The organism is Geothrix limicola (genome assembly GCF_030268085.1).
GTDB lineage: Bacteria > Acidobacteriota > Holophagae > Holophagales > Holophagaceae > Geothrix > Geothrix limicola.
This window is the reverse complement of record NZ_BSDE01000004.1, coordinates 131,662-157,797: the sequence shown is the minus strand read 5'-3', so window position 1 is coordinate 157,797 and position 26,136 is coordinate 131,662. Positions and strand designations below refer to the sequence as shown.

22 protein-coding genes are annotated in these 26,136 nt (G+C 68.1%); 17 read left to right on the top strand and 5 right to left on the bottom strand.

The window, feature by feature from the left end; all coding sequences use genetic code 11:
• The first annotated feature begins 255 nt into the window (after positions 1–255).
• Positions 256–2,871 (top strand): transglutaminase-like domain-containing protein, encoded by a 2,616-nt coding sequence (locus QSJ34_RS11870; protein WP_285575441.1) that lies wholly within the window; start codon positions 256–258, stop codon positions 2,869–2,871.
• Entirely contained in the window at positions 2,871–3,695 is an 825-nt protein-coding gene (locus QSJ34_RS11865) for a carbohydrate-binding family 9-like protein (RefSeq protein WP_285575439.1), read from the top strand. The genes QSJ34_RS11870 and QSJ34_RS11865 overlap by 1 nt, the downstream gene beginning before the upstream one ends.
• A gap of 87 nt (positions 3,696–3,782) precedes the next feature.
• On the opposite strand, the gene QSJ34_RS11860 is transcribed toward QSJ34_RS11865, so the two are convergent.
• The 5 genes from QSJ34_RS11860 to QSJ34_RS11840 form a co-directional block, all read right to left on the bottom strand.
• A complete protein-coding gene (locus tag QSJ34_RS11860; protein ID WP_285575438.1) occupies positions 3,783–5,168 on the bottom strand; it encodes a glucosidase family protein in 1,386 nt (461 codons plus the stop codon).
• A 74-nt stretch (positions 5,169–5,242) separates the two neighbouring features.
• Entirely contained in the window at positions 5,243–6,337 is a 1,095-nt protein-coding gene (locus tag QSJ34_RS11855; protein WP_285575437.1) for a carbohydrate-binding family 9-like protein, read from the bottom strand.
• 8 nt (positions 6,338–6,345) lie between these two features.
• Positions 6,346–9,447 (bottom strand): hypothetical protein, encoded by a 3,102-nt coding sequence (locus QSJ34_RS11850; protein WP_285575436.1) that lies wholly within the window; start codon positions 9,445–9,447, stop codon positions 6,346–6,348.
• Positions 9,448–9,520: 73 nt separating this feature from the next.
• Complete coding sequence (locus tag QSJ34_RS11845) at positions 9,521–12,601, bottom strand: BamA/OMP85 family outer membrane protein (RefSeq protein WP_285575435.1); 3,081 nt, start codon at positions 12,599–12,601, stop codon at positions 9,521–9,523.
• Positions 12,601–12,936 carry an STAS domain-containing protein gene (locus QSJ34_RS11840; protein ID WP_285575432.1) on the bottom strand — a complete coding sequence of 112 codons (336 nt, stop codon included), beginning with the start codon at positions 12,934–12,936 and terminating at the stop codon, positions 12,601–12,603. Before QSJ34_RS11840 ends, QSJ34_RS11845 begins: the two co-directional genes overlap by 1 nt.
• Before the next feature lie 166 nt (positions 12,937–13,102).
• Between QSJ34_RS11840 and flgB the strand changes: the two genes are divergently transcribed.
• The 15 genes from flgB to yidD all read left to right on the top strand — a co-directional run bounded on the left by flgB (position 13,103) and on the right by yidD (position 26,105).
• Complete coding sequence (flgB, locus tag QSJ34_RS11835; RefSeq protein ID WP_285575431.1) at positions 13,103–13,522, top strand: flagellar basal body rod protein FlgB; 420 nt, start codon at positions 13,103–13,105, stop codon at positions 13,520–13,522.
• Complete coding sequence (flgC, locus tag QSJ34_RS11830; RefSeq protein ID WP_285575430.1) at positions 13,522–13,941, top strand: flagellar basal body rod protein FlgC; 420 nt, start codon at positions 13,522–13,524, stop codon at positions 13,939–13,941. Before flgB ends, flgC begins: the two co-directional genes overlap by 1 nt.
• A 75-nt stretch (positions 13,942–14,016) precedes the next feature.
• The gene (gene fliE, locus QSJ34_RS11825; protein WP_285575428.1) at positions 14,017–14,337 is read left to right on the top strand and encodes a flagellar hook-basal body complex protein FliE; all 321 of its coding nucleotides are present in this window, start codon (positions 14,017–14,019) and stop codon (positions 14,335–14,337) included.
• Between the two features lie 49 nt (positions 14,338–14,386).
• Positions 14,387–16,072, top strand: a complete 1,686-nt coding sequence (gene fliF, locus QSJ34_RS11820; RefSeq protein ID WP_285575424.1) for a flagellar basal-body MS-ring/collar protein FliF — start codon at positions 14,387–14,389, stop codon at positions 16,070–16,072.
• A gap of 3 nt (positions 16,073–16,075) precedes the next feature.
• Entirely contained in the window at positions 16,076–17,080 is a 1,005-nt protein-coding gene (gene fliG / locus QSJ34_RS11815; RefSeq protein ID WP_285575423.1) for a flagellar motor switch protein FliG, read from the top strand.
• A gap of 9 nt (positions 17,081–17,089) precedes the next feature.
• Positions 17,090–17,815 carry a FliH/SctL family protein gene (locus QSJ34_RS11810; protein WP_285575421.1) on the top strand — a complete coding sequence of 242 codons (726 nt, stop codon included), beginning with the start codon at positions 17,090–17,092 and terminating at the stop codon, positions 17,813–17,815.
• 62 nt (positions 17,816–17,877) lie between these two features.
• Positions 17,878–19,173 carry a FliI/YscN family ATPase gene (locus QSJ34_RS11805; protein WP_420798849.1) on the top strand — a complete coding sequence of 432 codons (1,296 nt, stop codon included), beginning with the start codon at positions 17,878–17,880 and terminating at the stop codon, positions 19,171–19,173.
• A complete protein-coding gene (locus QSJ34_RS11800) occupies positions 19,173–19,622 on the top strand; it encodes a flagellar export protein FliJ (protein ID WP_285575417.1) in 450 nt (149 codons plus the stop codon). The genes QSJ34_RS11805 and QSJ34_RS11800 overlap by 1 nt, the downstream gene beginning before the upstream one ends.
• Positions 19,623–19,638: 16 nt before the next feature.
• Positions 19,639–20,184, top strand: coding sequence for a MotE family protein (locus tag QSJ34_RS11795; protein ID WP_285575415.1), 546 nt, complete (start codon positions 19,639–19,641; stop codon positions 20,182–20,184).
• A 198-nt stretch (positions 20,185–20,382) separates the two neighbouring features.
• Complete coding sequence (locus tag QSJ34_RS11790) at positions 20,383–21,870, top strand: flagellar hook-length control protein FliK (protein WP_285575413.1); 1,488 nt, start codon at positions 20,383–20,385, stop codon at positions 21,868–21,870.
• A 40-nt stretch (positions 21,871–21,910) separates the two neighbouring features.
• Positions 21,911–22,585, top strand: coding sequence for a flagellar hook assembly protein FlgD (locus QSJ34_RS11785; protein ID WP_285575412.1), 675 nt, complete (start codon positions 21,911–21,913; stop codon positions 22,583–22,585).
• A gap of 26 nt (positions 22,586–22,611) precedes the next feature.
• Positions 22,612–23,883, top strand: coding sequence for a flagellar hook protein FlgE (locus QSJ34_RS11780; RefSeq protein ID WP_285575411.1), 1,272 nt, complete (start codon positions 22,612–22,614; stop codon positions 23,881–23,883).
• A 60-nt stretch (positions 23,884–23,943) separates the two neighbouring features.
• Complete coding sequence (locus QSJ34_RS11775) at positions 23,944–24,639, top strand: ATP-binding response regulator (RefSeq protein WP_285575410.1); 696 nt, start codon at positions 23,944–23,946, stop codon at positions 24,637–24,639.
• A 49-nt stretch (positions 24,640–24,688) separates the two neighbouring features.
• Positions 24,689–25,795 (top strand): flavodoxin-dependent (E)-4-hydroxy-3-methylbut-2-enyl-diphosphate synthase, encoded by a 1,107-nt coding sequence (gene ispG / locus QSJ34_RS11770; RefSeq protein ID WP_285575409.1) that lies wholly within the window; start codon positions 24,689–24,691, stop codon positions 25,793–25,795.
• A gap of 85 nt (positions 25,796–25,880) precedes the next feature.
• Positions 25,881–26,105 carry a membrane protein insertion efficiency factor YidD gene (gene yidD, locus QSJ34_RS11765; protein ID WP_420798848.1) on the top strand — a complete coding sequence of 75 codons (225 nt, stop codon included), beginning with the start codon at positions 25,881–25,883 and terminating at the stop codon, positions 26,103–26,105.
• Positions 26,106–26,136 lie beyond the last annotated feature (31 nt).

The following is a 26,136-nucleotide window of genomic DNA, read 5'->3' as shown; positions in this document are numbered from 1 at the left end:
ACCTCTTTCCCTGCCCGGCCACTTTCCTTTTGTGTCGGTGGATGCGTCGTATTTGGCATGACGGGCGAGGGACTTATTTTTTCGAAAGCCCGCGTCACCGCTCCCTTTGCACCCGGACGATCGCCCTTTGGGGTGCGGCGGCGAGAGGCGCCATCCCGTTACCATGGCGCCCTCGGCATTCCTTCCAGTGGCCCTCCCTGACGTGCGCCCCCTGCCTCGAATGGGATCCCGATCCCCATCCTTTTCGGACCGCCCATGACCTGCTTCGCCGCCTCCCTCTGCCTGCTGCCGGTGATCCTGGCGGCCGCCCCGCCCAAAGCCGAGACACCGATCCAGGCCCTCTTCGCCCACCAGAAGACCCTGGCCAAGGGCCGCGACCGGGCCCTCTTCGGCGTCTTCCAGCAGAAGCTCACAACCGAAGAGCGCGAGGCCCTGCGCTTCCTCTACGCCGGTATGCCCCTCAGCGACCTGGCGGATTTCGACGGAGCCTTCTTCCTGGAGGCCGTGCGCGCCGCCCTCGAAGCCCGCCGGGCGGCGCCTTGGGGCAGAAGCATCCCAGAGGATGTCTTCCGCCACTTCGTGCTGCCGCCCCGGGTGAACAACGAGAACCTGGATGCCTTCCGCGCCCGCTACCACCGCGATCTCGCCCGGCGCGTGAAGGGCCTGACGATGCGGCAGGCGGCCCTGGAGATCAACCACTGGTGCCACGAGCGAGCGACCTACCAGGGCACGGACAGCCGCACCAGCGGGCCCCTGGCCACCATCCAGAGCGCCTTCGGACGCTGTGGCGAGGAGTCCACCTTCACCGTGGCGGCCCTGCGCGCCGCCTGCATCCCGGCCCGCCAGGTCTACACGCCCCGCTGGGCCCACAGCGACGACAACCACGCCTGGGTGGAGGTCTGGATCGACGGCACCTGGCATTTCCTCGGCGCCTGCGAGCCCGAGCCCGACCTGGACATGGGCTGGTTCCGGGAATCCGTGCGCCGCGCCATGCTCGTGCACACCCGCGCCTACGGGCCCTACGGGGGCTCGGAGCCCGTGGTGCGCCGGACCGAGCGCTACGCCGAACTCAACCTCACCGCCCACTACGCGCCCGTGAAGGCCGTGCGCGTGCAAGTGCTGGATCGCGAAGGAAACCCCGCCGCTGGCGCCACGGTGGAATTCCAGCTCTACAACTACGGCGAGTTCTTCCCCCTGGCCTCGCGCATCACGGATTCGGAAGGCCGGACGTCGCTCGAGACCGGCCTGGGCGATCTGCTGCTCTGGGCGCGCCAGGGCGAGGCCTTCGGCTTCCAGAAAGTCACGGTGGAAAGCCCCGGCGAGGTGAAGCTCGTGCTGGATGGCGATCCCGCCAAGGAACAGGTGATGGACCTGGACCAGGTGCCGCCCGTGGAACGCCCCGCCCTGCCCGACCCGCCGGCCGCCCGCGAAGAGAACGCACGGCGCCTGAAGGAGGAGGACGCCCTTCGCGGGCGCTACACCGCCACCTTCATGGATCGTGAGAGGGCCTCGACCCTGGCGAAGGAACTCGGCCTCGACGGCGAGCGGCTGTGGAAGCTGATCCCCAAGAGTGCCGGCAACTGGATGGCCCTCACGGCCTTCCTTCAGGGCACGACCCCCGCCACGCGCCCCTGGGCCCTGCCCCTGCTGGAATCCCTGTCCGACAAGGATCTGCGAGACACGCCCGCCGCCGTGCTGGCGGATCACCTGAAGCACGGCCTCGCCCTGGCCCAGCGGCTGCCCCGCGAGACCTTCGTCTCCCAGGTGCTCTGCCCGCGCATCGACAACGAGCTGCTCAGCGCCTACCGCGGCTACCTGCAGACGCACCTGCCGAAGGGCGTGATCGCCGCCGCCCGGCGCGATCCGGAGACCCTCGCGACCTGGATCCAGGCCCGGATCCGCATCGACGCCGAGGCCAACCATTCCCGCGTGCCTCTCAGCCCCCGTGGTGTCTTCGAGCTGCGCGTAGCCGACGCCCATTCCCGCGACATCTTCTTCGTGGCCTGCTGCCGCGCCCTGGACCTGCCCGCCCGCCTCGATCCGGCCCTGCGCACGCCCCAGTTCCTCTGGAATGGTGTCTGGAAAACCGCCGCCTTCGGCCCCCAGGTCCCCGCCACCGCCCAGCCGACGGGCACCCTCCAGTTGCACGCCGAGGGCCAGTCCGATCTGAAATACGCCACCCACTTCACCCTGGCCCGCTTCGAAGGCGGCCGCTACAAGACGCTGGACTTCGATGACGAGAAGCCCCTCAGCCAGCTCTCCAAGGGCCTGCAGCTGCCTGAAGGTCACTACCTGGCCGTGACGGGCAACCGCGTGGCCGGAGGCACCGTGCTGGCGCGACTTTCCTTCTTCAACCTCCAGTCCGGCGAGACGAAGCCGATGCCCCTGAGCCTCCGCCAATCCGAGGCCCGCCTGCCCAGCCTGGGCCGCCTGGAGCTCTGCCCGACGCTGAACCTGCAGGGGAAGAACGAAAGCGTGCTCAGCCTCGCAGAAGGCAAGGGCGCGGTCTTCCTCTGGGTGGCTCCGGGACAGGAGCCCACGCGGCACGTCATGGGTGATCTGCGGGGCCTCAAGGAGGCCTTCGAAAAAACCGGCTGCCGACTCATCTTCCTGCTGCCCGAGGGGACCGACGCCAAGGCGCTGGGTCCCGACTTCGACCAGCTTCCCGCCCAGGCCGCCTTCACGCAGGACGCGCACACGGCCCTCTTGGCGCGGGTCTCCGAAGCGACGGGCCGCGGCCTCGGCTCGCGCCTGCCCGTGATCGCCGTGGTGGATGCCGGCGGCAACGTCGTCCACCTGAGCGAGGGCTACCAGATCGGCGCCGGCGAACAGACTTTGAAGATCCTTCAACGCCTGCAGGAGAAGCCCTGATGGAACGCTACGGCATCCCCGAAGACCAGCTCGCCCACTACACCTGCCTGCGCGCGCCAGAGGCTTTCGCCATCGACGGGAATCTCGACAAGGCCGCCTGGCGCGCCGCGCCGAAATCCCACCGCTTCGTGGATCTGGTATCGGGCGAGCCCGGCTTTTTCGACACGCGCGTGGCCTGCCTCTGGGACGAGCGGGCCCTCTACGTGGGCTTCTGGATCCAGGAGCCCCAGGTGCGCGCGACGCTGACCGAGCGGGATTCCTTCATCTGGTTCGACAACGATGTGGAAGTGTTCTTCGGCGGCGAGGACTGCTACTACGAGTTTGAAGTCAACGCGCTGAACACGATCTACGAGGTGTTCTACATCTACCAGGACGCGCTGAAGCGGGGCAGCCGCTTCGATCGGCCCGAGTTCGACCTCTACACGCGGGACGTGGACGTGCTCTGCGGCTACCAGGACGCCTCGCGCATCGGCAAGCATCCCCGGGGTAAGCGCTGGGCCTTCATGGACTGGGACTTCCCGGGCCTGCAGAGTGCCGTGCAGGTGCAGGGCCGCCTCAACGATCCGAAGCACCTGGACCAGGGCTGGACCGTGGAGCTGGCCTTCCCCTGGGAGGGCATGAAGGCCCTCTTCGCGAACCGCCCTTTCCCGCCCCGGGAGGGCGACACCCTGCGCGCCTCCTTCTCCCGGTTCGAAGCCCTGCGCTACCACGGCAAGACCGTGCAGGAGAGTCCCGGCTGGGCCCTGAACGCCCACGGCGTCTACGATTCCCACATCCCCGAATGCTTCAGCGTCCTGCACTTCAGCGGGCAGGTGGCGCGGTAGGTCAAAAGCTTGGAACCGCGAATGACGCGAATGGGCGCGAATAAAAAAAACCAGGCTGTTTGAATCAAGCTAAGAGCCGACCAATTTTCATTCGCGTGAATTCGCGTCATTCGCGGTTGGCTTTGTTTTCTGCGCTTCCGCCCAAGCCTGGAGCTGCTTGATGGCGAGGCCCACGACGCCGGCGGCGCCGCGGAACTGGGCGGCGCCGTGGGGTTGGCCGGCCTGGTCGTACCATTCGAAGAATCCCTTGTCCCGCTTCACACGCTGGACGACGGGCAGAAGCTCCGCATAGCCGTCGGTCACGAAGCCCTGGGCGATCATGGCCTGCACGACGCGGCCCGAGATCCAGGGCCAGTCGCCGCCGTTGATGTAGATGTGGGGCTGGTGATCAGGGTTCTGGAAATAGCCGGCGGGATAGGCGGGATGGCAGACGAGGCCCACCGTCGTGAAGGGCCCGTCCTCGCGTGCGTGGAGGCGCAGGGTGGCGAAGGAGGCCTCGGCTTCCCGCGGTTCCAGCAGGCCGGCCTGGATGGCGATGACGGTGCCGCCGGTGAAGAAGATGGCGTCCTCATCGAAGGTGGCCGGAAACGGGGATCCGTCAAGATAGAGGTGCGGGCGGAACTTCTGCCGCTTCGCGTCCCAGAGATGGGTCCGCACGGCTCGGCCCAGATCCTCGCGCACCCGCGCCCAACGCGGCGCGGCCTCCTTCCCCATCAACGGCAGGAAGCTGTCCAGGGCCAGGGCCAGCATGGCGTTGTTGTAGATACCGATGGCGCGGTGGGTGTCCTTCGTGAGAAAGGTGCCCCAGGGATGCTCGGGCTGAACGTCGCCCCAGTCGATGGTGGTGGCGCCCCAGAGGAGTCCGTGGGGTCTGGACCAGCGCTGGGCGAGGAGGAAGTCCAGGGCCCGGAGCATGCGCGCCCGCACCGTCTGGCCGTCCACCTGTTCATCGAGGAAGGTCAGGTCGCCCGTGCGGCGCACATAGGTGCAGGTGGCCAAAATGAAGGAGCTCTCCTGATCGGTGACGACCGTGTTCTTGTGGGCCCAGTGGCGGGGCGCCGAGGGGCTGAGGATCTTCTGATAGTCCGACCGGCCCTCGCTCTGGGGCGTGAAGCCGTCGGGGATGTTGCCGTCCGCGCCCTGGAAGCGGAGGAACATCCGCAGGGTCTCCTTGATCTCGCCGCGGTCGCCGCGATCCAGCGCCACGTCGACGAAGGTGGCGAAGTCCCGCACCCAGGTCTCGGGATACACGGTGCCCGCGTTGAAGCGGTCCTTGAAGAGGTCCCGCCCCATCTCCAGCACCTCGTCCAGGTCGCGGTTCGCGCGGATGCGCCGCGCCAGTTCCGCCGCCGGAATTCCCCGCAGCTGATCGGAAGGCGCGGGTGCCGCGGCCCCCAGGACGCAGGCCGCCACCACCAGGAGGGCCCGCAGGACGCGCCGGCGCCACCGGGCTGGACCGCTATCGATGCCCATGGGGCCTCCGGAAACCTCAGGTGTAACCCGGTTCCGCGCCCGCCGACAGCCGAAGAAATGGCCGCGGATTTGACCTATTTGACGATCGCCTCCCGGCGCAGGGCCCCCTGCGGGTCGATGCAAAGGCGCGTACCCTTCACGTCGCGCGCCTCGGCGCTCCAGGTGGCTTCGCCGCCCTCCAGGCGCAGGGTCCAGCCCTCGGGGAGCTTCAGATCCTCCAGGGCCAACTCCTTCAGCGTGGCGCCATAGCGGCTCGACCCGGGCCGGTGGTTGCGCTGGGCGTAGTACACGCGGCGCAGGGCCCAGGCCACCTGGTCTTCAGGCGTGAGTGTCGCGGCCTTCTCGGGCGCGCCCGCGGGCTCGGCGCTGAACTGCACGAAACCCCACATCTCGGGATAGTGCATGGCGATGATGCCCTGGGGACTCCACACCCAGTTGTCTTCGGGCAGCGGCTGCCCGCCCGGCCCCTTCCGTTTTTCGTAGCGGCCATCCACCACCTGGGTGCGCCACTCCACGCGGGAGAAGTTCAGGCGCCAGCGGTCGCCGGGGCGCGGCGCTCCGCTGCGGGCCGCCACCTCCGTGAGGGCCGCCCAGGGGAGGGCCACCTCCACGGTCCAGCCGCGGTCCTGGTCGCCCGGATGATTGAGGGTGCCCTGCACCGCCACGGCGCGCTTCAGGCCGTGGTAGTCCCAGCCGTTGACCGCCACGCGGGCCCCGTCCCGGTAGGGGCGCAGCAGCAGCAGGTCCCACACGGTGCCCAGCGCGTTCATTTCGAATTCGTAGTAGGGGCTCGTAGAGCCGTCGGGGTCGATGAAGATCTCGAAGTCGTTGTCCTGGAAGACGACGCTGTCCCGCGCGGTCTGGTACGCCCACACATCGGGCTCCTCCAGCTCGGCGGCGACGTAGAGGTACTCGTCGTCCCAGGCCAGCTTGGCGCGAGTCCGTAGGCGCGGCGCGGGTTTCAGCGGGCCTTCGATGTCCACGAAGTCCTCGGTCCAGGCGGCCTTCTGCCACACCTCGTCATCCAGGCGCCCATCGAGCACGGGCGCCTTCAGGGCCCGCTGACAGACGTAATGACGGGGCGCGAAGGGAATGGCCGGCAGCGGCAGGGGCTCGGGGCCCGAGGCCGCCAGCAAAGAGGTCGCAAACCAGGTCAGGAGAGGTTTCATCATCATGCTCATCTCACGCGCAGTGGCGCACCGGGGGTTTCGGCCAGCACCTTGCCGCTGCTCCGATCCATGAGCAGCAGCCGCGTGCGACCCGCGGCGACGGGCACCTCGAGGCTGTGTCCGCCCACCTTGACGCTGCGGCGCACGTCCACCGGCGCTTCGTTCAGGCAGACGACGAGGCTCACGTCGCCGGCGTCCAGCACACGCGAAGCGGCGGGGCCGCCCGTGCCCGCAGGAGGCAGGCCCGCGGCCTTCAGCGCCGCGCCCAGCAGGCGGGCCAGGGGTTCCTCTTCCCGCGCGAACTCCAGGGGCAGCGGCTCGTGCCAAAGCCTTGCCTTCGGGTCCTTCAGATCAGGCGCCAGGCTGCGGCGCAGCCTTTCGCCCAGGTTGCCGTCGAAGGTCGCCCAGCCGCCCCAGGGCGTCGGCTCGCGCAGGGACAGGGGCCGCCCGGCGTCCACGATCCCGAGCTCGCGCAGGGCCTCGGGAAGGCGGCCGTGGGCGTCTCCCGACACGGCGCCCGTGACGAGGATCAGGGCCCCGGCCTCCTGGGCCTTCAGCAGGGCCCGCGCCGCAGCTTCGTCCAGCATTTCCGGCATGGGCACGAGGATGAGCCGGGCGCCCTGCAGGCGCGACGCATCGAGGGCCAGATCCGAGATCAACGTCGGCACGAGACCGAAGCGGTCCGCCAGCACGCGCACCATGCGCTTGGCACCGTCGGGCCCGAAGGGACGGCCCGCGAAGATGCGGGACTGGGGATAAACGAGCACCACCCCATCCGGCGCGTAGTCCCCCAGGCGCGGGGCGGCCTTGGCGAAGAAGTCCGCGAAGGTGCGCAGGACGCGCGTCTCCGCCTTGGCCGTGCCATCGGGGCGCAGGAAGCCGATGACCGCCTCGTTCTCCAGGGGCTGGTAGGGGTTCACGTTCCAGGCCCATTCCACGGCGCCCGTGCCCCGGCCGCCGAAGGCCGCGGCGAACTTGCGCTCCAGCAGCCGGGCGGCTTCTTCGGGGCTGCGCCAGGGCGCGCCGTCCACATCCTCCAGGCGCATGAGGCCCGTCTCCTGGGCCAGCATGGGCTTCTCGGGCACTTTCGCCGCGGCGCAGTCCCACAGCAGATCGTCCGTGGCCCACCAGGTGTGGATGGCCGTGTAATCCAGTGAAGGCGCCATGAGCTGCTGGGAAGGGCTGGCCAGCAGGCCGGCCTCGTCCTGGCCCACGGTCACGAGGACATCGCCCCCGGCCTCCCGCAGCACGCCGCGCATCTCTGACGCCCAGCGGGCGAAAAGCTCCTGCGTGAAGATCCGGAAGTCGCGCACCTTACGAGGGCGCTTGCCCTCCTTGAAGTTCGCCTGGCTCAGCTCCTCGACGCGGGGCAGGCCGAGCACCTCCTCGGAGCCATCCAGCCAGAGGTCCCGCAGCAGGCTGGGGTCGGTGCCGAGGTGCGCCTCGACCCAGATCCGCCAGGCGCTGAACTCGAAGCGGTCCAGGTTGGGGCGGTTGGTCCACAGCGCGTCGGCGGGCGCGCAGCTGGGTTCGTTGATGAGGTCGTAGTGCACCCAGGGGCAGCCCCTGTAGCGCGATGCCACCAGCGCCAGCAGGCGCTTCTGGCCTTCCAGCGCGCGGGAATCCAGGTAGGGGTTCTCGCCGCCGAAGGCCGGGGGCAGGAAGGCGAAGAAGGTGAAGCAGAGGGGCATGCGGTGCTTGGCGGCCGTGAGAACGAAGGCGTCCAGGGCGCGCAGCGCCGTGTCGTCGAGGGCTCCGGGATCCAGCATCAGGCGGTCCCAGGCCGTCCACAGGCCCGTGCGCACAAAGTTCACGCCCTGTCGTTGCATCGCCTCGAAGTCGCGATCCCACAGGGCCGGATTGGGTTCGAAGAGGAACTTGCGGTGCACGTCGGAGGCCATGTACGTGGTGCCGATGACGGGAAAGACCTGGCCATCCAGGCGCAGCCAATCCCGCGAGGCCGTGAGGGCGGGCCCCTCCTTCAGCAGCCGCTCGTCCTTCACCCACACGCCGCTTTCGACGCGCCAATTGCTGCCAGGGATGCCCGCCTCCAGCCGGTAGAGGCCCGGAGGCAGCGGCGCGGCGGGCCTCAGCACCAGTTCCGCGTGGCGGATGTCCCGGGGCCCCGCAAGGGAGGCTTCTCCCACGGCGACCTCCTGGCCCAGCCCATCGCGCAGGATGGCGCGGATCGTGGCGGGCACGGCTTCGGCACCGGCTCCCGGGCGATGCAGGTTCACGCGGAACCGGGGCCATTCGCCGGGTTCGAGGCAGGCGTTGATGGGCCGCACGTCCAGATCGGAAGGGCCTTCCAGTGCCCGCAGGAGGCAGGCCCGCACCATCGACGCGTTCAGTGGCGCATCCGAAGGCGCCAGCACCCAGCGACCCCCGGAGCCCAGGCCGCGCAGGCGATCGATCTCCAACAGCGGACAGGCGCGGGCCGTGCCGTCGGCATCCGCCATGTGGAGCAGCGGACGCAGCAGGGCTTCGCGGGATCCGGCGCTGCCGTCCTCCCGAGGCTGGTCCTTTCTCGTGGCGAAGCGCACCGTGAGCGCGAAGGTGCGCGAGGGCCGGGGCCAGACCCTCGTCCCTGTTGTGGTCCACGGCGAACCGATGGCGAGCTTGGGATCGCCCAGGCCCTCGGCGGAGAGTTCCTCCGCGGGGCCTATGAGCAGCTCGCGGGCGAAGGTGGGCTGGCGCCGACCCAGGACCCAGCGGCCGCGCGGCTTGCCGGGTTCCGCTCCGGGATCAACTTGCCACAGCACGGGCTGGTGGAAGGGCGCGCCGCCGAGCACCACCAACCCGCCGCCTCGCTCCAGATGGGCGCGGATGGCCTCCCAGGCCGCCAAGGGAAAGGCGCTGCCGTAGGGAAGCACCAGCACGTCGGTGCCCGCCTGCAGGCGCTTCGAAAGGGTTTCCGGCGTGGCGTCCACCTCGCAGGAAAGGCCCTGCAGCGCCTCCTTCAGCGCGTCGTCGGAGAGGCCCCCGCGATCCACGCTGGGGAAGCCTTCGGACTGGAACAGCGTGACGCGCGGGCGCGGCGCCTGGGCGCGAAGGCCCAGGGAGACGCCCAGCACGAGGACCAGCAGCGCTCCCGGGATGTTGATGCGCATGGCCATTCACCTCTGCATCGAGCCTAGCGCAGGAGGGCATGGCCCAAGCCTCCGCGCTGTCACCATCTGACACCTAGAATTGAAATCCTGCGGAAATAAGCAGGCTCTTGAGCTGGGTGTCCCGCTCATCCTGGGTGCGCGGCTGGCCCATGATGCGTTTCCAGTCGGCGGCGTACTCGAGCTTGAGGGGAAATCCCACCTTCAGGATCAGGCCCAGCCCCAGCGTCGTGCGCAGGGGCGGAAAGGGCGTCTTCCTTTCGTCATCGGTCGACGTGGAACCGGGATCCGGCGCCACGGGATGCAGGGTCCGGTAGACCTGGCCGGAATCGACGAAGATCTCGCCCCACACGCTCTGGCCGAAGAGAGGGAAGCGGTACTCCAGGTTCACGACGGCAATGGCCTGGCCGCCCAGGGGAATGATCTGCGTCGTGGTGCCATCCAGCGATTTCACCTGGGCGAGCTTGCCGAGCATGTCCGGCTCCACGCCACGCACCGTGAAGGAGCCACCCCCAAAGAAGCGTTCCGACAGCGGCAGATCCTTGGCGCTCTCGGCGGTGGGACGGGCCACGCCGACCCTCAGGTTGACCATCAGCACGCCGTTCTCCGCGTGGAAGCCCATGGGCCAGTTCCACTGCTGGCGCAGGTCCAGCTTCACGAAGCTGCTGTTGATGGAGGTGCCGAACAGCTGGTTCGCGAGTTCCAGCCGGCCCATGAAGAAGGAGCCCTGGGTGGGGTCGTAGGGCCGGTCGCGATGGTCCGAGGCCACCTGCAGGTAGGGGGCCGAGATGATGCTGCGGGCGGGCGTGCGGGCGATGAGGAAGAGGTCCTTGTCCGAGACCAGCTGGTTGCCGTTGCTGTCGGTGTTCGAAGCCACCTCCACCCGCTCGAAACGGTAGCCCAATTGCACCACCTCGTTGGGGCCGACCTTCCATTCCAGGTTCGGCGTGAAGCGGCGTCGCCGCGCGAGAAAAGCAGCCTGGGCTTCGATGATGTAGGCGCCCTCCGCGCGGAACCGGGTGCGGGAGGGCAGCCAGGTATCGAGGGCGCCCGGCATGAACCAGGGATCCGTGTAGCCGAGGCTGTAGCTGTCCAGCGAACGCTTGATGTCGCCCGTGGGAAAGGCCGTGCGCAGGGTCTTGCTGTCGAGGGACTGGTCGCCTGCGCGCACGCCGAAATCCATCACGCGGCCCATGCCGCCCACGTTCAGGCGCTGGGCGTTCCATCCGAAGTGGTAGCCCTGGGTCTTGTCGTAGCCGAAGGATTCGGTGAACACCCAGGGGCTGCGCTCTTCCAGGCGCAGGCCCAGGTCGCCGCGCTGCCAGGGTTCCTGTTCCTGCCCGGGAAGGTCCTTGAGCGTGAGCAGGTCGACGCGCTGGAAGGCGCCCAGGCCGCCGAGCTGGACCTGCCCCTCGTCGAGCTTCACGGGGTCCAGCGGCGCGCCGGGCATCAGCTCGGTCTCCCGCAGCACGGCCTCGGCGCGCGTGCGGTCACTGCCCTGCACCACGAGGCAACGGGTCCGGTCCAGGGGCTGGGCGGGCACCTGGATCCGGACGATGGGGCGCTCCCCATCCTCTTCGAAGGCGAGCTTCACCTGGGGATTGGCGGCCCCCGCGGAAGACAGCCGCTGGCGCAGGTCCGATACCACGAGGGCCAGGTCGTTGCGCACGAGGGGCAGGGAGGGCTTGAAGCTGAGGCGCACCCCCTTCGGCGTCGTCTCCATCGTCCCTTTGTAGGCCTGCAGATGCCTCCTGTCCGACTGGTACGACGGCGATCCGGCCACGGGCTGGGGGCGGTCGGACAGGGCGAGCAGGAGGCTCTGGGAGAGGCTTTGACGGGGGAAGGCGGCATCGTCGGGAAGATCCAGCACCAGCGCATCGATGAAGCGGCGCTGGCCTTCCCGGATGATCAGGCGCACGTCCACGGAGCCATCCTTGGCCGTGTCCACGCGGCGCCGCACCCGCACATCAGGGAAGCCGCGCTGGAGGTAGAACGCGGTCAAGCGGTCCTCCAGGGCTTTGACGGTTTCGGTCCGGGCGTGGGGCGGCAGCAGGAGGAAGCGCTTGGGCAGGACGATCGCCGTGCGCAGTTCCTTCTCGGAGAGTTCGCGGTTGCCCTCGAAACGCACCTCGCCGAGGTTCCGCCGGACGCCGTGATCCACCACATAGGTGATCGTCACCACCTCGGGCCGCTCCGCCGTTCCGCGCGTCACCACGCGCTCGTAGGTGACCTTCACTTCCGGGTAGCCCTGGTTCCGGAAGTAGGTTGTGATGCGGCCCGCACCTTCATCCAGGAGGCTCGGCGAGTAGCGCTCAGCCCGGGCCAGGGGCACGAAGTCCGACAGGCCGGGCCGGCCGAACCAGGTGGCCATGACGTTCAGCCCCTTGGAGGCCAGCTTCACCACTGGGCCGGGGCGCACGTCCAGGTTCATCACGCCGGGTTCGGCGGCCGGTTCCAGCCGCACCGCCCCCTCCAGGTGCTTGGCCTTCACCAGCCATTGGCGCAGCCGCCGCTGGGCTTCCCGCATGGTGGTCGGCGTCCAGAAGGAGATGCCGGGGCGCAGGCCGGCCTCCTTCAGCAGCGTCTCCCGCGTGTAGGGGGCCGGATCGCCCTGCAGGCGGACCTCGCGGATGATGGAAGGCGCGCCCAGCGAAAGCCCCAGCCGGAGGTGGCGGCCTCCTTCCTCCAGAACGGCCTCGAGCCTGGCATCGGGATACCCTGCCTCCCTCAGGCGCTGTTCGGCGAGGCCGGTGAGCAAGGTCCTGCGCTGAGCGCCCATGCGCTGCCCCTTGCGCAGTTCGGGCAGCAGGGTCTTCTTCAGGGGGCCGGGAATCGCGTCCCCGGTCCAGCGCCAGGTGGCCACCGGAAGCAGGGGCTCCAGCTTCACGACCACTGCGCCGTCCACACCCAGCGTGCCTTCCACGGACTGGAAGCGGTCCACCAGGCGCACCGCGGCCAGGGCCTGCTGGAAGCCCGCGCCATCCACGGACTGGCCGGGCTTCAGGCCCAGCGCCGCCAGGGCGTAGCGGCGGTCATCCCCGTCCCCGCCGTCGATGCGGACCGTGGTCAGAACCCGAACAGCATCGGCCTCCTGAGCCCCGGCCGAAGCCAGCGCCAGGAGGCCGATGCCCAGGACGGCGCGAAAGCGCACCGTCATCAGAATCCGGCCAGAGCCTCGTCCTCGGTGTCCTTCACTTCAAAGACCGAGTGAAGGCTGGTCATCTTGATGAGGCTGAAAATCTTGCCGCTCATCCCGCAGATGCGCAGTTCCCCGCCCTTGCCCTTGATGGAGGTGTAGCAGCCGACGAGCTCGCCCACGCCTGAAGAATCCAGGTAGCTCACCTTGCTGAAGTTGATGACGACCTTGCGCTCACCGTTGGACAGGGCCGTACGAACCGCCTCGCCCAATTCCTGGTCGCCGTCGCCAAGCGTGATCTTGCCTTCGGGGTAGAGGATCAGCACGTCGTTGTGCTTGCGCGTGTTCAGGATCATAGGGGCCTCGATATGAGCCGCCAGTGTAGCAAGGGTGCCGCACCCTGATGCAAGTCATAGACTTCCCCGATTTCTGAACCCGTTATAGGTGGAAGGACAAACGGCACGGGCTCTGCATCCTTCCAGGGACAGCCGGGGTCACCCGGCCCATTCTGCAGGGTGCGCCATGTTCGACCTCACCAGCGGCAACGGGATGATCCAGGCCATGGATCGTGGCCTGTCCCTGGCTTCCCAGCGCCAGACCCTCATCGCCTCCAACCTGGCGAACATCGACACCCCGGGCTACCGGACCCGGGATTTCAGCTTCGAGGGCGCCATGAAGTCGGCACTCTCTGGGCAAACATCACCCAATACCCTCACCACCACCAACCCCATGCACCTGCAGGGCAGCCCCAGCGCCTCACTGCCCCCCTCCACCGATCCCATCCAGCCCAGTTCCGAACGGAATGACGGCAACGACGTGAGCCTGGACCGGGAGAACATGCTGCTCGCCCGCACCCAGATGACCTACCAGAACGCATCCACCTTCATGCAGGTCGAGCTTCGGAAGCTCTACTTCCTCATCCGAGAAGCGAGCGCGCACTGATGAGCATCAACAACATCCTCGACATCGCGAGCACCGGCATGGCCGCCCAGCGGCTGCGGGTCCAGCTCATCGCCGCCAACGTCGCCAACAGCGAGACCACGCGCACGAAGGAGGGCGGCCCCTACCGCCGCAAGGACGCGGTCTTCCAGTCCCAGGACATGGGCTTCTCCCAGGCCCTGGCCGGCGCGGGCGTCCGCGTGGCCGCCATCCAGACGAGCCAGGAGCCCTTCCTCACCCGCTACGAGCCGGCCCATCCCGACGCCAACGCCGACGGGGTGGTGAGCTACCCCAACATCAACCCCGTGGAGGAGATGGTGAACCTGACCGAGGCCGGCCGGGCCTACGAGGCCAACATCGCCGTCGTCCGAAGCGCCAAGGCCATGGCCACGTCGGCCCTGGAAATCCTCCGCGTCCAGTAACCTGTCGGAATTTCGACTTGCCCCTTCTGAGTCCCCGACCGATCGTGTGATGAGCATTTCCCCCGAGCCCGCCCCATGGACCCCATCCAGAACATCCCCCAGCTGACCCCGCTCAACCCCGTGTCCGGAACCGCGAAGTCCGGCCTGGACAGCGGCGCTGCGGGCGCCGAGGGCGGCCTGGCTTTCGGCGATCTCCTCAAGCAAGCCCTCCAGGAAGTGAACCAGGTTTCGGCCCAGGCCGAAGGTGAGGCACGGAACTTGATGACAGGGGAGAGTGCAGACATGCACACGGCCATGCTGGCAGTCCAGAAGGCCGATCTTAGCTTCCAGATGATGATGGCCGTGCGATCCAAGCTGATCGACGCCTACCGCGAGGTCATGCGCATGCAGATGTAGCGCAGGCCGAGCTTCCCGGCGCGGCCTCACCCCTGACTGAGGAACGCCTATGGCCGGGGAAACGAACCTCGCAGAACAACTGACCAGCGCCTTCCGGGGCATGAGCGCCACCCAGCGCGTCATGGTGGCCGCCATTTCCCTGACAGTGCTCCTGGCCCTCGGGGGCCTGGGCGTCTGGGCCGGCCAGGAATCCAAGGGCGTCCTCGCCGCCAACATCTCGCCCCAGGATGCGAGCAACATGGTGGCCCAGCTGGACAAGATGCAGGTGCCCTATGAGCTCAGCGCCGACCAGCGCACCATCCTCGTGCCCGAAAGCAAGGTGGGCCAGCTGCGCCTCAAGTTCGCCGGGGACGGCCTGCTGTCCGGCGACAAGCTGGGCTTCGAGAAGCTCGAGAACGCCGGACTCGGCACCACGGATTTCTCCCAGAAGGTCATCCACCGGCGGGCCATGGAAGCCCAGCTGGCGAAAACGATCATGAGCCTCCAGCAGGTCGCCGAGGCCACCGTCCACATCACGCCCTCCAATGACAGCCCCTTCCTGACAGACAAGGAGGACGCCAAGGCCAGCGTGCTGCTGAAGCTGCGCGGCTCGCGCATGCTGCCCGACGAGAACACCCAGGCCATCGTCAACCTGGTGGCCGCCAGCGTCGAAGGCCTCAAGCCCGAGCAGGTCGTCATCATCGATCAGTACAGCCGCATCCTCTCGCGGACCGGGCGCGATCCCATGGTGGGCGCCAGCGACGCCCAGAAGAAGGTGGCCCGCGAAGAGGAGGACCACCTCGTCCGCCGCGTGACCGAACTGCTCGAACCCGTCGTGGGCATCGGCAAGGTGCGCGCCACGGCCCACGTGGACCTGGACTTCGACAAGGTGAAGATCAACGAGGAGAAGTTCGATCCCCAGGGCCAGGTGGAGCGCAGCGTCCAGCAGAAGGACGAGAAGGTGCAGAAGCGCGAGGGCGGCGCCGGCATTCCCGGCACCCCCAGCAACGTGGCCCCGGCCACCGGCGGCGCCTCGGCCAACGTCACCGAGAATTCCGAAAAGAAGGAAACCACCACCAACTACGAGATCAGCAAGACCGTGCGCGCCATCGACCAGGCCACGGGCTCCGTGAAGCGCGTGACCCTGGCCGTGATCGTGGACAGCATCGGCACCTGGGAGAAGGACGCCAAGGGCGAGCCCGTGCTGAAGCAGACCCCTCGCAGCGCCGATGAACTCAAGAAGATCCGCGACCAGGTCTCTGCGGCCGTGGGCATCCAACCCAAGCGTGGCGACGAGCTCACCGTCGAGAACATGGCCTTCGCCACCCTCCAGGCGAATCCGAAGGAGGAAGCCGAGGCCAAGAAGCAGTTCTGGGTGGACCTCATCCGTCAGTTCGCCCCCAGCGTGATCTACGCCGTCGTCGGCCTGGCAGTCTTCTTCATGCTCATCCTGCCCATGCTGCGCCGCATGTCCGCCGCCATCAACCGGCCCGCCCCCATGCGCGTGGCCAGTGCCGATGGCGAGGCTTCCATCGCAGGGTCCGGCAGCGGCACCCCGCGCAAGCCCGTGCAGGTGAAGTCCATGACCGAGATCGAGGCCGAGATCGAGGCCGAACTGAACGCCGACGCGGCCTTCAGTGCTCCCGAGGCCCGCCGCCGCGAGCTCATCAAGAAGCGGCTGCAGGATGGCTCGCAGGAGGATCCGGAAACCATGGCCTCGCTGGTGCGTTCCTGGCTGCTTGAGGAAGGACGGTAGGCCATGGCGAAACTCACCGGCATGCAGAAGGCCGCGGTCCTCATGGTCACCCTGGGGGACGAGACCGCCTCGAACATCTTCAAGTACCTCGAAGAGGACGAAATCCAGACGATCTCCCGCGAAATCGCCATCACCAAGCATGTGCAGCCCGAGGTGGCGGAAGAGGTCATGGAGGAGTTCCACACCATGACCCAGGCCCGCAGCTACATCAGCCAGGGCGGTATCGAATACGCCAAGAAGCTGCTCATCAAGTCCGTGGGCCCCGAAGTGGCGCGCAAGATCATCGATCGCCTCGTGAAGGCCCTGGAATCCAGCGCGGGCTTCACCAGCCTCGAGCGCGCGAACCCCCAGCAGCTCTCCAAGTTCATCCAGAACGAGCACCCGCAGACCATCGCGCTCATCCTCGCCCACCTCAACGCCAGCCAGGCGGCCGAGCTCATCTCGAGTCTGCCCGAGGCCCTGCGCAGCGACGTGGCCATGCGCATGGCCAGCCTGCAGGAAATCAGCCCCGAGGTGGTGCGCCGCATCAGCCTCATCCTCGAGCAGAAGCTCGAGGCCCTGGGCTCCTTCGCGACGGAAGCCTACGGCGGCGTGCGCGCCGTGGCCGAACTCTTCAACCGCATGGACCGCAACACGGGCCGCGCGGTGCTGGAGAAGATCGAAACCGAGAACCCCCAACTGGCGGCCAGCATCCGCGACCTCATGTTCGTCTTCGACGACATCCTGCTCATCGACGACAACGGCATCACCGAGATCCTCAAACGGGCCGACAAGAAGACCCTCACCATCGCCCTCAAGGGCACCAGCGAGGAGCTTCAGAACCAGTTCTTCCGCAACATGTCCAGCCGCGCCGTGGAACTCATGAAGGAAGAAATGGAATTCATGGGCCCCGTGAAGCTGAAGGACGTGGAAAAGTCCCAGCACGAGGTGGTGGAGATCGTCCGGCAGCTCGAAGAGGAAGGCGTCATCAGCATCGGCGGTGGCGGGGGCGAGGACTATGTCACCTAGGGCGTCGTCATGAGCACAAAGGGCTACATCAAGGCCGAAGACCTCCGGGACAAGCACCTGGAGGCCTTTCCGTACTTCCCCGTGGACGTCATGATGGCCCGCCAGAACCTGGAGGATGGCCAGGATTCCATCGCCTCGGGCATCGACGGCGATTCCCAGGTGCCCATCGAGCAGCGCCTGGTGGACCGGCTCCAGGAGGCCGAACGCCAAGCCCAGGAGATCGCCCGCCACGCCTACGAGGAAGGCTTCGCTTCCGGCGAAGCCGAAGGGCGCGCCTTCGGCGAAAGCCAGTACAAGTCGTACATCCAGCGCCTCGATGAACAACTGGCGGAACTGGCCTCCACCTCCCTGATGCTGCGCGAGGCCCTGAATGAGGAACTGGTGGCCCTCTCCCTCGCCGTCGGGGAACACCTGGCCGTCCAGCAGATCGAGCAGTCGCCCGGCGCCGTGAAGGCCCTCATGGAGCGCATCCTCGAGGAGCTGCCCTTCCCCCTGCCCCGCGGACGCCGCGACGGCGAAATGCCCATGCAGATCTACCTCAATCCCGCGGATCTCGAACAGCTCGGGGATCATTTCGTGGGCCATTCGGGGCTCACCCTCCTGGCCGACGGCAGCCTTTCCCGGGGCAGCCTGCGCCTCGAGGCCCCCCAGGGCATCCTCAACGGCACCCTGGAGCGCCGCCGCGAGCAGCTCATGCAGCTCATCGCCCGCATGAAGGAGGAGGGGGCGCCGTGAGCGGCGTCATCGACCTGTCCCTGCTCGCAGCCCGCACCCGCGGCCTGCCCAAGGGCGATTGGATGGGCCGGGTCACCAAGGTCGTGGGTCTGGTGGTGGAATCCAGCGGCCCGGACTGCTCCGTGGGCGAACAGATGCTCATCCACGGCACGGATACCTCGGGCAAGCCCCGCCTCATCCACGCGGAGGTCGTCGGGTTCTCGGGCCAGCGCGTGCTGCTCATGCCCATCGAGGAGACCGAAGGCATCCGCCCCGGCCTCTGGGTGGAGGGCACGGGCCACCAGTCGGAACTGCCCCTGGCCAACGATCTGCTGGGCCGGGTCATCGATCCCCTGGGCCGCCCCCTGGACGGCGGCCCGCCCATCGAACCCACGGCCCACCTGCCCTTGCAGGGCCCGCCGCCCAACCCCATGCAGCGCAAGCGCATCGACCAGGTGCTGTCGACGGGCGTGCGTGCCATCGACGGCCTGCTCACCCTGGGCAAGGGCCAGCGCGTGGGCATCTTCTCGGGTTCGGGTGTGGGCAAGTCCACCCTGCTGGGCATGGTCGCGCGCAACACGTCGGCGGCCGTCAACGTGATCACGCTGGTGGGTGAGCGCGGCCGCGAGCTGCGCGAGTTCATCGAGAACGACCTGGGCGAAGAGGGGCTGAAGCGCAGCGTGGTGGTGGTCTCCACCAGCGATCAGAGCCCCCTGCTGCGCCTGCGTTGCGCCATGGCGGGCACCACCGTGGCCGAATACTTCATGCGCCAGGGCAAGGACGTGCTGCTGATGATGGACAGCGTCACGCGCTTCGCCATGGCCCAGCGCGAGGTCGGCCTCAGCGCCGGAGAACCGCCCAGCTCCCGCGGCTACACGCCTTCGGTATTTGCCCTGCTGCCCCGCCTCATGGAGCGCGCCGGCACCTTCGAAGGCATGGGCTCCATCACCGGCATCTACACCGTGCTGGTGGAAGGCGACGACATGAACGAGCCCATCAGCGACGCCGTGCGCGGCATCCTGGACGGGCACGTGGTGCTCTCGCGGAAACTCGGTTCGAAGAACCACTTCCCCGCCATCGACGTCCTGTCCAGCCTGTCGCGACTCTTCAGCGCCCTGGCCCCGCCCGAGCAGAAGCAGCTGGCCAGCAAGCTGCGCGACCTCATGGCCACCTACCAGGATGCGGAGGATCTCATCCAGATCGGCGCCTACACCAAGGGATCGAGCACGGCCATCGACCAGGCCATCCAGTACCAGCCCGCCATCCAGGCCTTCCTCCGCCAGGCCACGGCCGAAGGCTCGGACCACCGCCACGCCATGCTGGCCATGGGCCAGATCTTCGGCATCGACCTCACGCCGTTCCTCAAGGCGGGTAGCTGATGGCGGCCCGCTTCCACTTCCGCCTCGAACCGCTTCGCAAGTTGCGGGAGGCGCTGGAGCGCGAGGCGGAGCGCGCCCTGGCCCGGGCCCTGCAGACCGAACGCGAGGCCCGCGCTTACCTGGAGGCCCTGGCCGAGGAGCGCCTCGCCATCTTCGAATCCCGACGCCTCGCGACAGGACAGGCCCTCGATCTGGAACTCTGGCGGGCCGGCGAACGCTACCTCGTCGTGCTGGAGCGCCGCCAGCTCGAAGGCTACGAGCGCCTCCGCGCCGCCTCCGCCCAGGTCGCCGCGGCCCGGGACGCGCTCACCCTGGCCCACCGCAATCACCTCATGCTCGTCCGCCTCAAGGAACGTCGGGCACTGCAGCACGCGCGGGAACAGCAGATCCGCGAAAACCTGGAAATGGATGAACTGGCCGTCCTGCGGCATCAGCGACAGAGCGCCTGAGTCTTCGGAGTCCCCCATGAATCCCCGCTACCTGCTTTGGATCTCCGTGCCCGTCGTATTGTCCGCGGGCGTGCTCTGGCTGTCGGCTCAGGAGCCCAAGGGCGACGCCAGGTCAGCGATCAATGAAGGCGTGAAGGTGGCCGAACTGGCTTCCCAGCTTCAGAACCGGGAGAAGGCCATCGCCCAGAAGGAGGCGGACCTGCGCCAGATGGAGCAGCGCCTCACCACCCTGCAGGTCACCCTCGACAAGGACCGCAACGATCTGGCCGCACGGGAGCGCGCCGTGCAGGAAGCCCTCACCAAGCTGGAGAACCTGAAGGTCCGTCCCGCCATCGATCCGCAGCTCATCCGCACCTACGAGGCCATGGACCCGACCGCAGGCGCCCAGGCCCTTCGCGAGCTGGCGAACCAGAATCAGGAAGTCGCCGTGGCCCTGCTGGCGGGCATGACGCCGAAGAAGGCCGGCAAGCTCATGGATCAGCTGGCTCCGCTGGATGCGAAGCTGGCCGGCCGCCTTTCGGAGCGCGTGGGCCTGAGCAAGCCGAAAGAGCCCGGAGCCTGAGACCCCCGACCGGTAGCAACTCTTGCCCAATGATTGCGGCACGGTCCTGGCCCTTCGAGTCCATCCGGATCACCCGGAGCCGAGGTGCCCATGGCAAGTGCCAGCCCAACCGCCGTCCTGGCGGTTCCGGATCGCCCCCTCCCGGAGCGGCCTGAACCCAAAGGCACGGATGGGTCTGACGGCCAGTTCGCTGGCCTGATGGCCCAGTTCGTACAGCCCCCGACGCCCCCCAAGGCGCCCGAACACGCCTCCAGCAGCCAGGCCAAGTCCGATCGGGACGCGAAGGTCCGCGCCCCGGAAGACCGGGCCGACGCGGATTCTCTCGCCCCGGTGGCGACCGACAAGCCCAGTCCCAAGCCCGGTCCCAAGGCGGCCTCCTCCGAATCGAAGAAGGATCCCTCGGCCTCCGGCGCGGACGCCGCGAAACCCAGCAGTGACACCGCGACATCGAGCACCGACCCGAGCACCGACCAGCCCATGCCCGTACAGAAGGGTGTGGTCCTTCAGGTGCCCACGGAGCTTCCACTGATCCCGGCCGCCCCGTCCGTCGGTACCGGCCCGGCTTCCCTGGATGCCAGCGCCGCCGCGACGAAGGGCGCCCAGCCGAGCCTGCCCTCCGCCGCCTCCGAGGCAGCCTCGGCGACCAAGGCCGCGGGCGCACAGGCCGGGACCCTCAGCATCCAATGGAGCCAGGCCGCCCCGGCGGCTCCGAAGGCCGAGCCTGCGACGACGCCCCTTCCCGCCGCGCCGCCGGTCACCCTGCCGGCCCCGGCGCCCGCCAAGGCCGAGGCCCAGGTCCAGCCGGATCCAGCTCCTGCGACCCCGCTTCCCGCGGCTCAGGTGGTAGCCCAGGCAGTCCTTGCCGAACCTGAAACCCGATCCAAGGAGACCCCGGCCTCCGAGGCCCTGGACGCGGCGAAGGCCGGTGCCCAGGCGGATCCGGCCCCGACCTCCGACAAGCCCGCCAAGCTCCTCGATGCGCCCGCCCCGGCGCGCCAGGGCCCCCAGGAGCCCCCCAAGGCGAACGCGCCTGCGACCCCCCTGGTGAACGCGCAGGAAACGACCTTCGCGGCCGCCAAGGCCAACGCCCAGCCCATGACGGGCACGGAAACCACTCCGGCTCCGTCCGAAGGCGCGGCGTCCAAGCCCGGTCTGTCCCTGTCTTCGACCACCCACACCCCCGATGGCTCCGCCTTCGCGGCCCTGAATGCGCTGTCCCGCACGGCCGAGTCAGCGCCCGCGAGCGCCACGGCCGCAGCCCCTCCCGCGGCGCCGGCCACGCCTCCGGCCTCCCCCGTGCTCCAGGTGGAGGGCGGGTTGAAGTGGATGCTGAAGGGCGGCGTCCAGGAGGCCCAGCTGCAGCTCCACCCCGACTCCCTCGGGCAGGTGACCATCCACCTCAAGGTCGAAGGCGGCGAGGTGCACGCCCGCCTGTGGGTCACCGAACCGGGCTCGGTCCAGGCCGTGCAGGAGGGGCGCCCCCACCTGGAGATGTCGTTGAAGGAGCAGGGGCTCCAGCTCGGCAGTTTCGATCTCCACCAGGGCCATCGCCCCTTCCAGGAAGCCCCCTCGGCGCCATCGTTCCGCGAACCGGCGGCGGCGGACCTCACGAACACCCGGCAAGAAGCACCGGTGACCCTGCAGCCATCCATCCTGAACCCGCACCGCGTCGAGCTCTACGCATGATCGGCACGTTTCCTGTTCTCACCAGTCATCGGAGGTCCCCATGGAAACCGGAATGATCGGCGCGACGAATTCGGCGACCAGCGCCGCCACCAGCGGCACCAAGACCGGCCCCAGCAACACCATCGACAAGGACGGTTTCCTTCAGCTGCTCGTGGCCCAGCTCAAGAACCAGGATCCGACCTCATCCAGCCAGGATCCCAACGCCATGGTCCAGCAGCTGACGAGCTTCTCGAGCCTGGAGCAGGCCCAGCAGACGAACACGCTGCTGCAGGGGCTGCAGTCCCAGAACACGGGCATCTTCCAGGCCCAGGCCGCGTCGATGATCGGCAAGAAGGTGGAAGTGGACGGCTCCGGCTTCAACCTGCAGTCCGGCCAAGCCTCCATGAACATCTATCTGAATTCGGCGGCCAACGTGACCTTCACCGTGAAGGACGCCAAGGGCAACATCGTGGCGACCCTGCCCCAGGGCAACCTGAACTCCGGCAAGGCCACGGTGAACTGGGACGGCAAGGATTCATCCGGGAACCAGCTTCCCGACGGCGCCTACGCCGTGAGCGTCACCGCCACCGGACCGGACGGCAAGACCGCCGTGCCCTTCCAGACCAGCCTGATCGTGAAGGTGGATTCGGTGGCCTTCTCGAGCTCCGGCGCCATCTCCGTCCTCTCCGGCACCAACACCTTCCCCCTGTCCAAGGTCCTCGGCGTTTCCGCCTGATCCGCTTCCGCGTCTAAGGAGTTCCCATGAGCCTCTATTCCGCCTTCTACTCCGGCCTTTCCGGCCTCTCCACCAACGCCAACGCCCTCAACGTGATCGGCAACAACCTGTCGAACATCAACACGGTGGGCTTCAAGGGCTCGTCCTCGACCTTCCGGGACATCTTCAGCACGAGCCTGGGCGGCGTCTCCACGCAGGGGAACGGCAACCCCATCCAGTTCGGCCTGGGCGTCCAGGTGAACAGCGTGAGCCAGGACTTCTCGCAGTCCTCCTTCCAGAGCACCGGCAACGCGCTCGACATGGCCATCCAGGGCAACGGCTTCTTCACCCTGCAGACCACGGACGGCCGCCAGGTCTTCTCCCGCGCCGGCAACTTCACCCGCAACAACGCCGGCTACCTCGTGGCCAGCGACGGATCCAACGTCATGGGCTGGAACCGCGATCCCGTCACCGGCAACGTCAACACCTCCGCGGCCCTGGCCCCGATCCGCATCGATGCCAGCACCACCGCCAGCGCCTTTGCCACCCAGAACATCCGCACCGGCGTCAACCTGAATGCCTCCGCCGCCAATGGCGCCACCTCGGCCCTCACGACGCCCATCCAGGTCTACGACAGCCAGGGCAACACCCAGACCCTCACCATCACCTACACCAAGACGGGCACCAACACCTGGTCCTACGCGGTCGCGGGCCCCGCCGGCGCCACCATCGGCGGCCAGAACACGGGCACCCTCACCTTCTCGGCCTCGGGCACCCTGCAGGATGTCAACGGCAACGGCAACACCGTGGCCGCCAACCCCACCCTCAACATCGCCTGGGGCAACGGCTCCGCCGCCAGCACCATCAAGTTCGGCATCGTGAACCCGGACGGCAGCTCGAACCTCACCCAGTACAGCGCCGCCAGCAGCACCAGCAGCAGCTTCCAGGACGGCTACGGCGCCGGCACCCTGCGCGACCTCACGGTGGACCAGAACGGCATCATCAGCGGCACCTTCACCAACGGCCAGGTCATCGCCCTCGCCCAGGTCGCCCTGTCCACCTTCAACAACGTCAACGGCCTCGTGCAGACCGGCAACAACCACTGGGGCCAGAGCCTGGCCTCGGGAACCCCCACCTTCGGCCTCGCCAACCAGGGCGGCCGCGGCGGCGTCCTCGGCGCCAACCTGGAACTCTCCAACGTCGACGTGGCCGGCGAGTTCACCAAGCTCATCCTCAGCCAGCGCGGCTACCAGGCGAACTCCAAGATCGTCACCACCACGGACCAGCTCCTGCAGGAGACCTTGAACCTCAAGCAGTAGGCGAACTTTGACCACTGAAGCGCGGCTCCCATGGGCCGCGCTTCGACGTACACTGCCGGGATGCTACAAGCCTTCCTCCCCACCGCCGAGCATCCGGGCCGCATCCTCGTGGTGGACGACCAGCGGGACAACCTGCGGGTGCTCAGCCTCGAGCTGAAGCGCCACCCCTTCCGCCTGACCTGCGTCGAGACCGCGCGCGAGGCCCTGGACCACTGTCAGCGCACGGCCTTCGAGGGCGTGCTCATGGACGTGAGCCTGCCCGAAATGGACGGCATCGAGATCTGCCGCCGCATCCGTCAGAAGGGCCCCAACGTCCACACGCCGGTCATCTTCCTCAGCGCCATGCGCGTGGGCGAGGACTGGGTGACCCAGGGCCTGGAAGCCGGCGGCATGGACTACCTCACCAAGCCCTACTCCTTCCCCGAGCTGCTGGCCAAGCTGCGCATGATGGTGCGCCTCTCCCGCCAGAACGAGGCCCTGGTGGCCGGCGAGCGCCAGCGGGCCCTCATCGCCGTGGCCGGCGGCACGGCCCACGAACTGGCCCAGCCCCTGGCCTCGGCCCAGCTCCTCGCCGATCAGCTCGCCAAGCAGGACACCCCCGCCACGCCCGAGCAGCTGGAGCACCTGCGCGCCTTCATCCATCAGACCACCCAGGTGGTCCACCAGATCCAGAACCTTCACACCTTCGTCACCAAACCCTACGCCGTGGGGCAGATCCTCGATCTGGCGGAGAGCAGCCGCACGGATCTTGGCTGAGTTCTTAAAGTCTCGACAGGGATACAATGGATCCTTTGGTTGAGGCCCCATGTCCGATCAGGAACCCCTGCCCCTCGCGCCGCGCCGCAAGACCCGCCAGATCCTGGTGGGGAAAGTGCCGGTGGGCGGCGACGCGCCCATCACCGTCCAGAGCATGACGAAGACGGACACGCGGGATGTGGAGGCCACGGTCAACCAGATCTACGCCTACGCCAACGCGGGCTGCGAGATCGTGCGCGTGAGCGTGCCCACGAAGAAGGCCGGCGAAGTCTTCGATCAGATCTGCGACCGCAGCCCCATCCCCGTGGTGGCCGACATCCACTTCGACTACCGCCTGGCCCTGGTGGCCGCCGATGCAGGAGCGGCCTGCCTGCGCATCAATCCCGGCAACATCGGCGGGCAGGATCGCGTGCGCGCCGTGGTGGACAAGGCCGGCTCGAAGGGCATCCCCATCCGCATCGGCGTGAACGGCGGCAGCCTCGAGAAGGACCTGCTCGACAAGTTCGGCACCGCCACGCCCGAAGCCATGGTGGAAAGCGCCCTGCGCCACATCGAGACGCTGGAGCGCGAGAGCTTCTACGACATCAAGATCAGCCTCAAGGCCAGCGACGTGATCCGCACCGTGCAGGCCTACCGCCTGCTGGCCAAGCAGGTGGACTACCCCTTCCACTTGGGCATCACGGAAGCCGGCACGCCCTTCGGCGGCACCATCCGATCCAGCGTCGGCATGGGCATCCTGCTGGCCGAGGGCCTGGGCGACACCATCCGCGTCTCGCTCACGGGCGACGGCGAGGACGAATGCCGCGTGGGCCACGAGATGCTGCGCTCGCTCGCCCTGAGAAGCGGCGGCTTCCGCATGGTGAGCTGCCCCAGCTGCGGCCGCGTGCAGATCGACCTCAACCGCGTGGCCAACGAGATCGAGGAAGGCCTGAAGCAGATCAACCACGAGAACATCACGTACGCCGTGATGGGCTGCGTGGTGAACGGGCCTGGCGAAGCCAAGGATGCCGATCTCGGCGTGGCCGGCGGCGCGGGCGAGGGCCTCATCTACCGCAAGGGCGAACTCATCCGGAAGGTGAAGGAGGAAGACCTCGTCCCCGCCTTCCTCGAAGAGGCCCGCAAGGTGAAGGCCGAGGCGGATGCGGCGAAAGCCTAGGGCCATGATCTGGCTCCCGGCCTGGCTGCAGGCCCATCCCCTGGCGGCCCTTGGGCTGTTCTTCATCGTCGAGGCCTTCCTGCCCGTGCGCTTCCAGCCCACGGCCTGGGTCTGCCGCGGCGCCATCCGCGCCTACCAGGCCACGCTGTCCAGCCACCTGCCCGCCCAGTGCAAGTTCACGCCCACCTGCAGCCACTACGGCCTGGGCTGTATCCAGAAATACGGCACCCTGCGCGGCGGCCTGCTCACCTCCTGGCGGCTGCTGCGTTGCTCGCCCCTGACCCGCGGCGGCATCGATCCGGTTCCATAAGCAGCGCTTATATCCCACACTCATGGAAGCC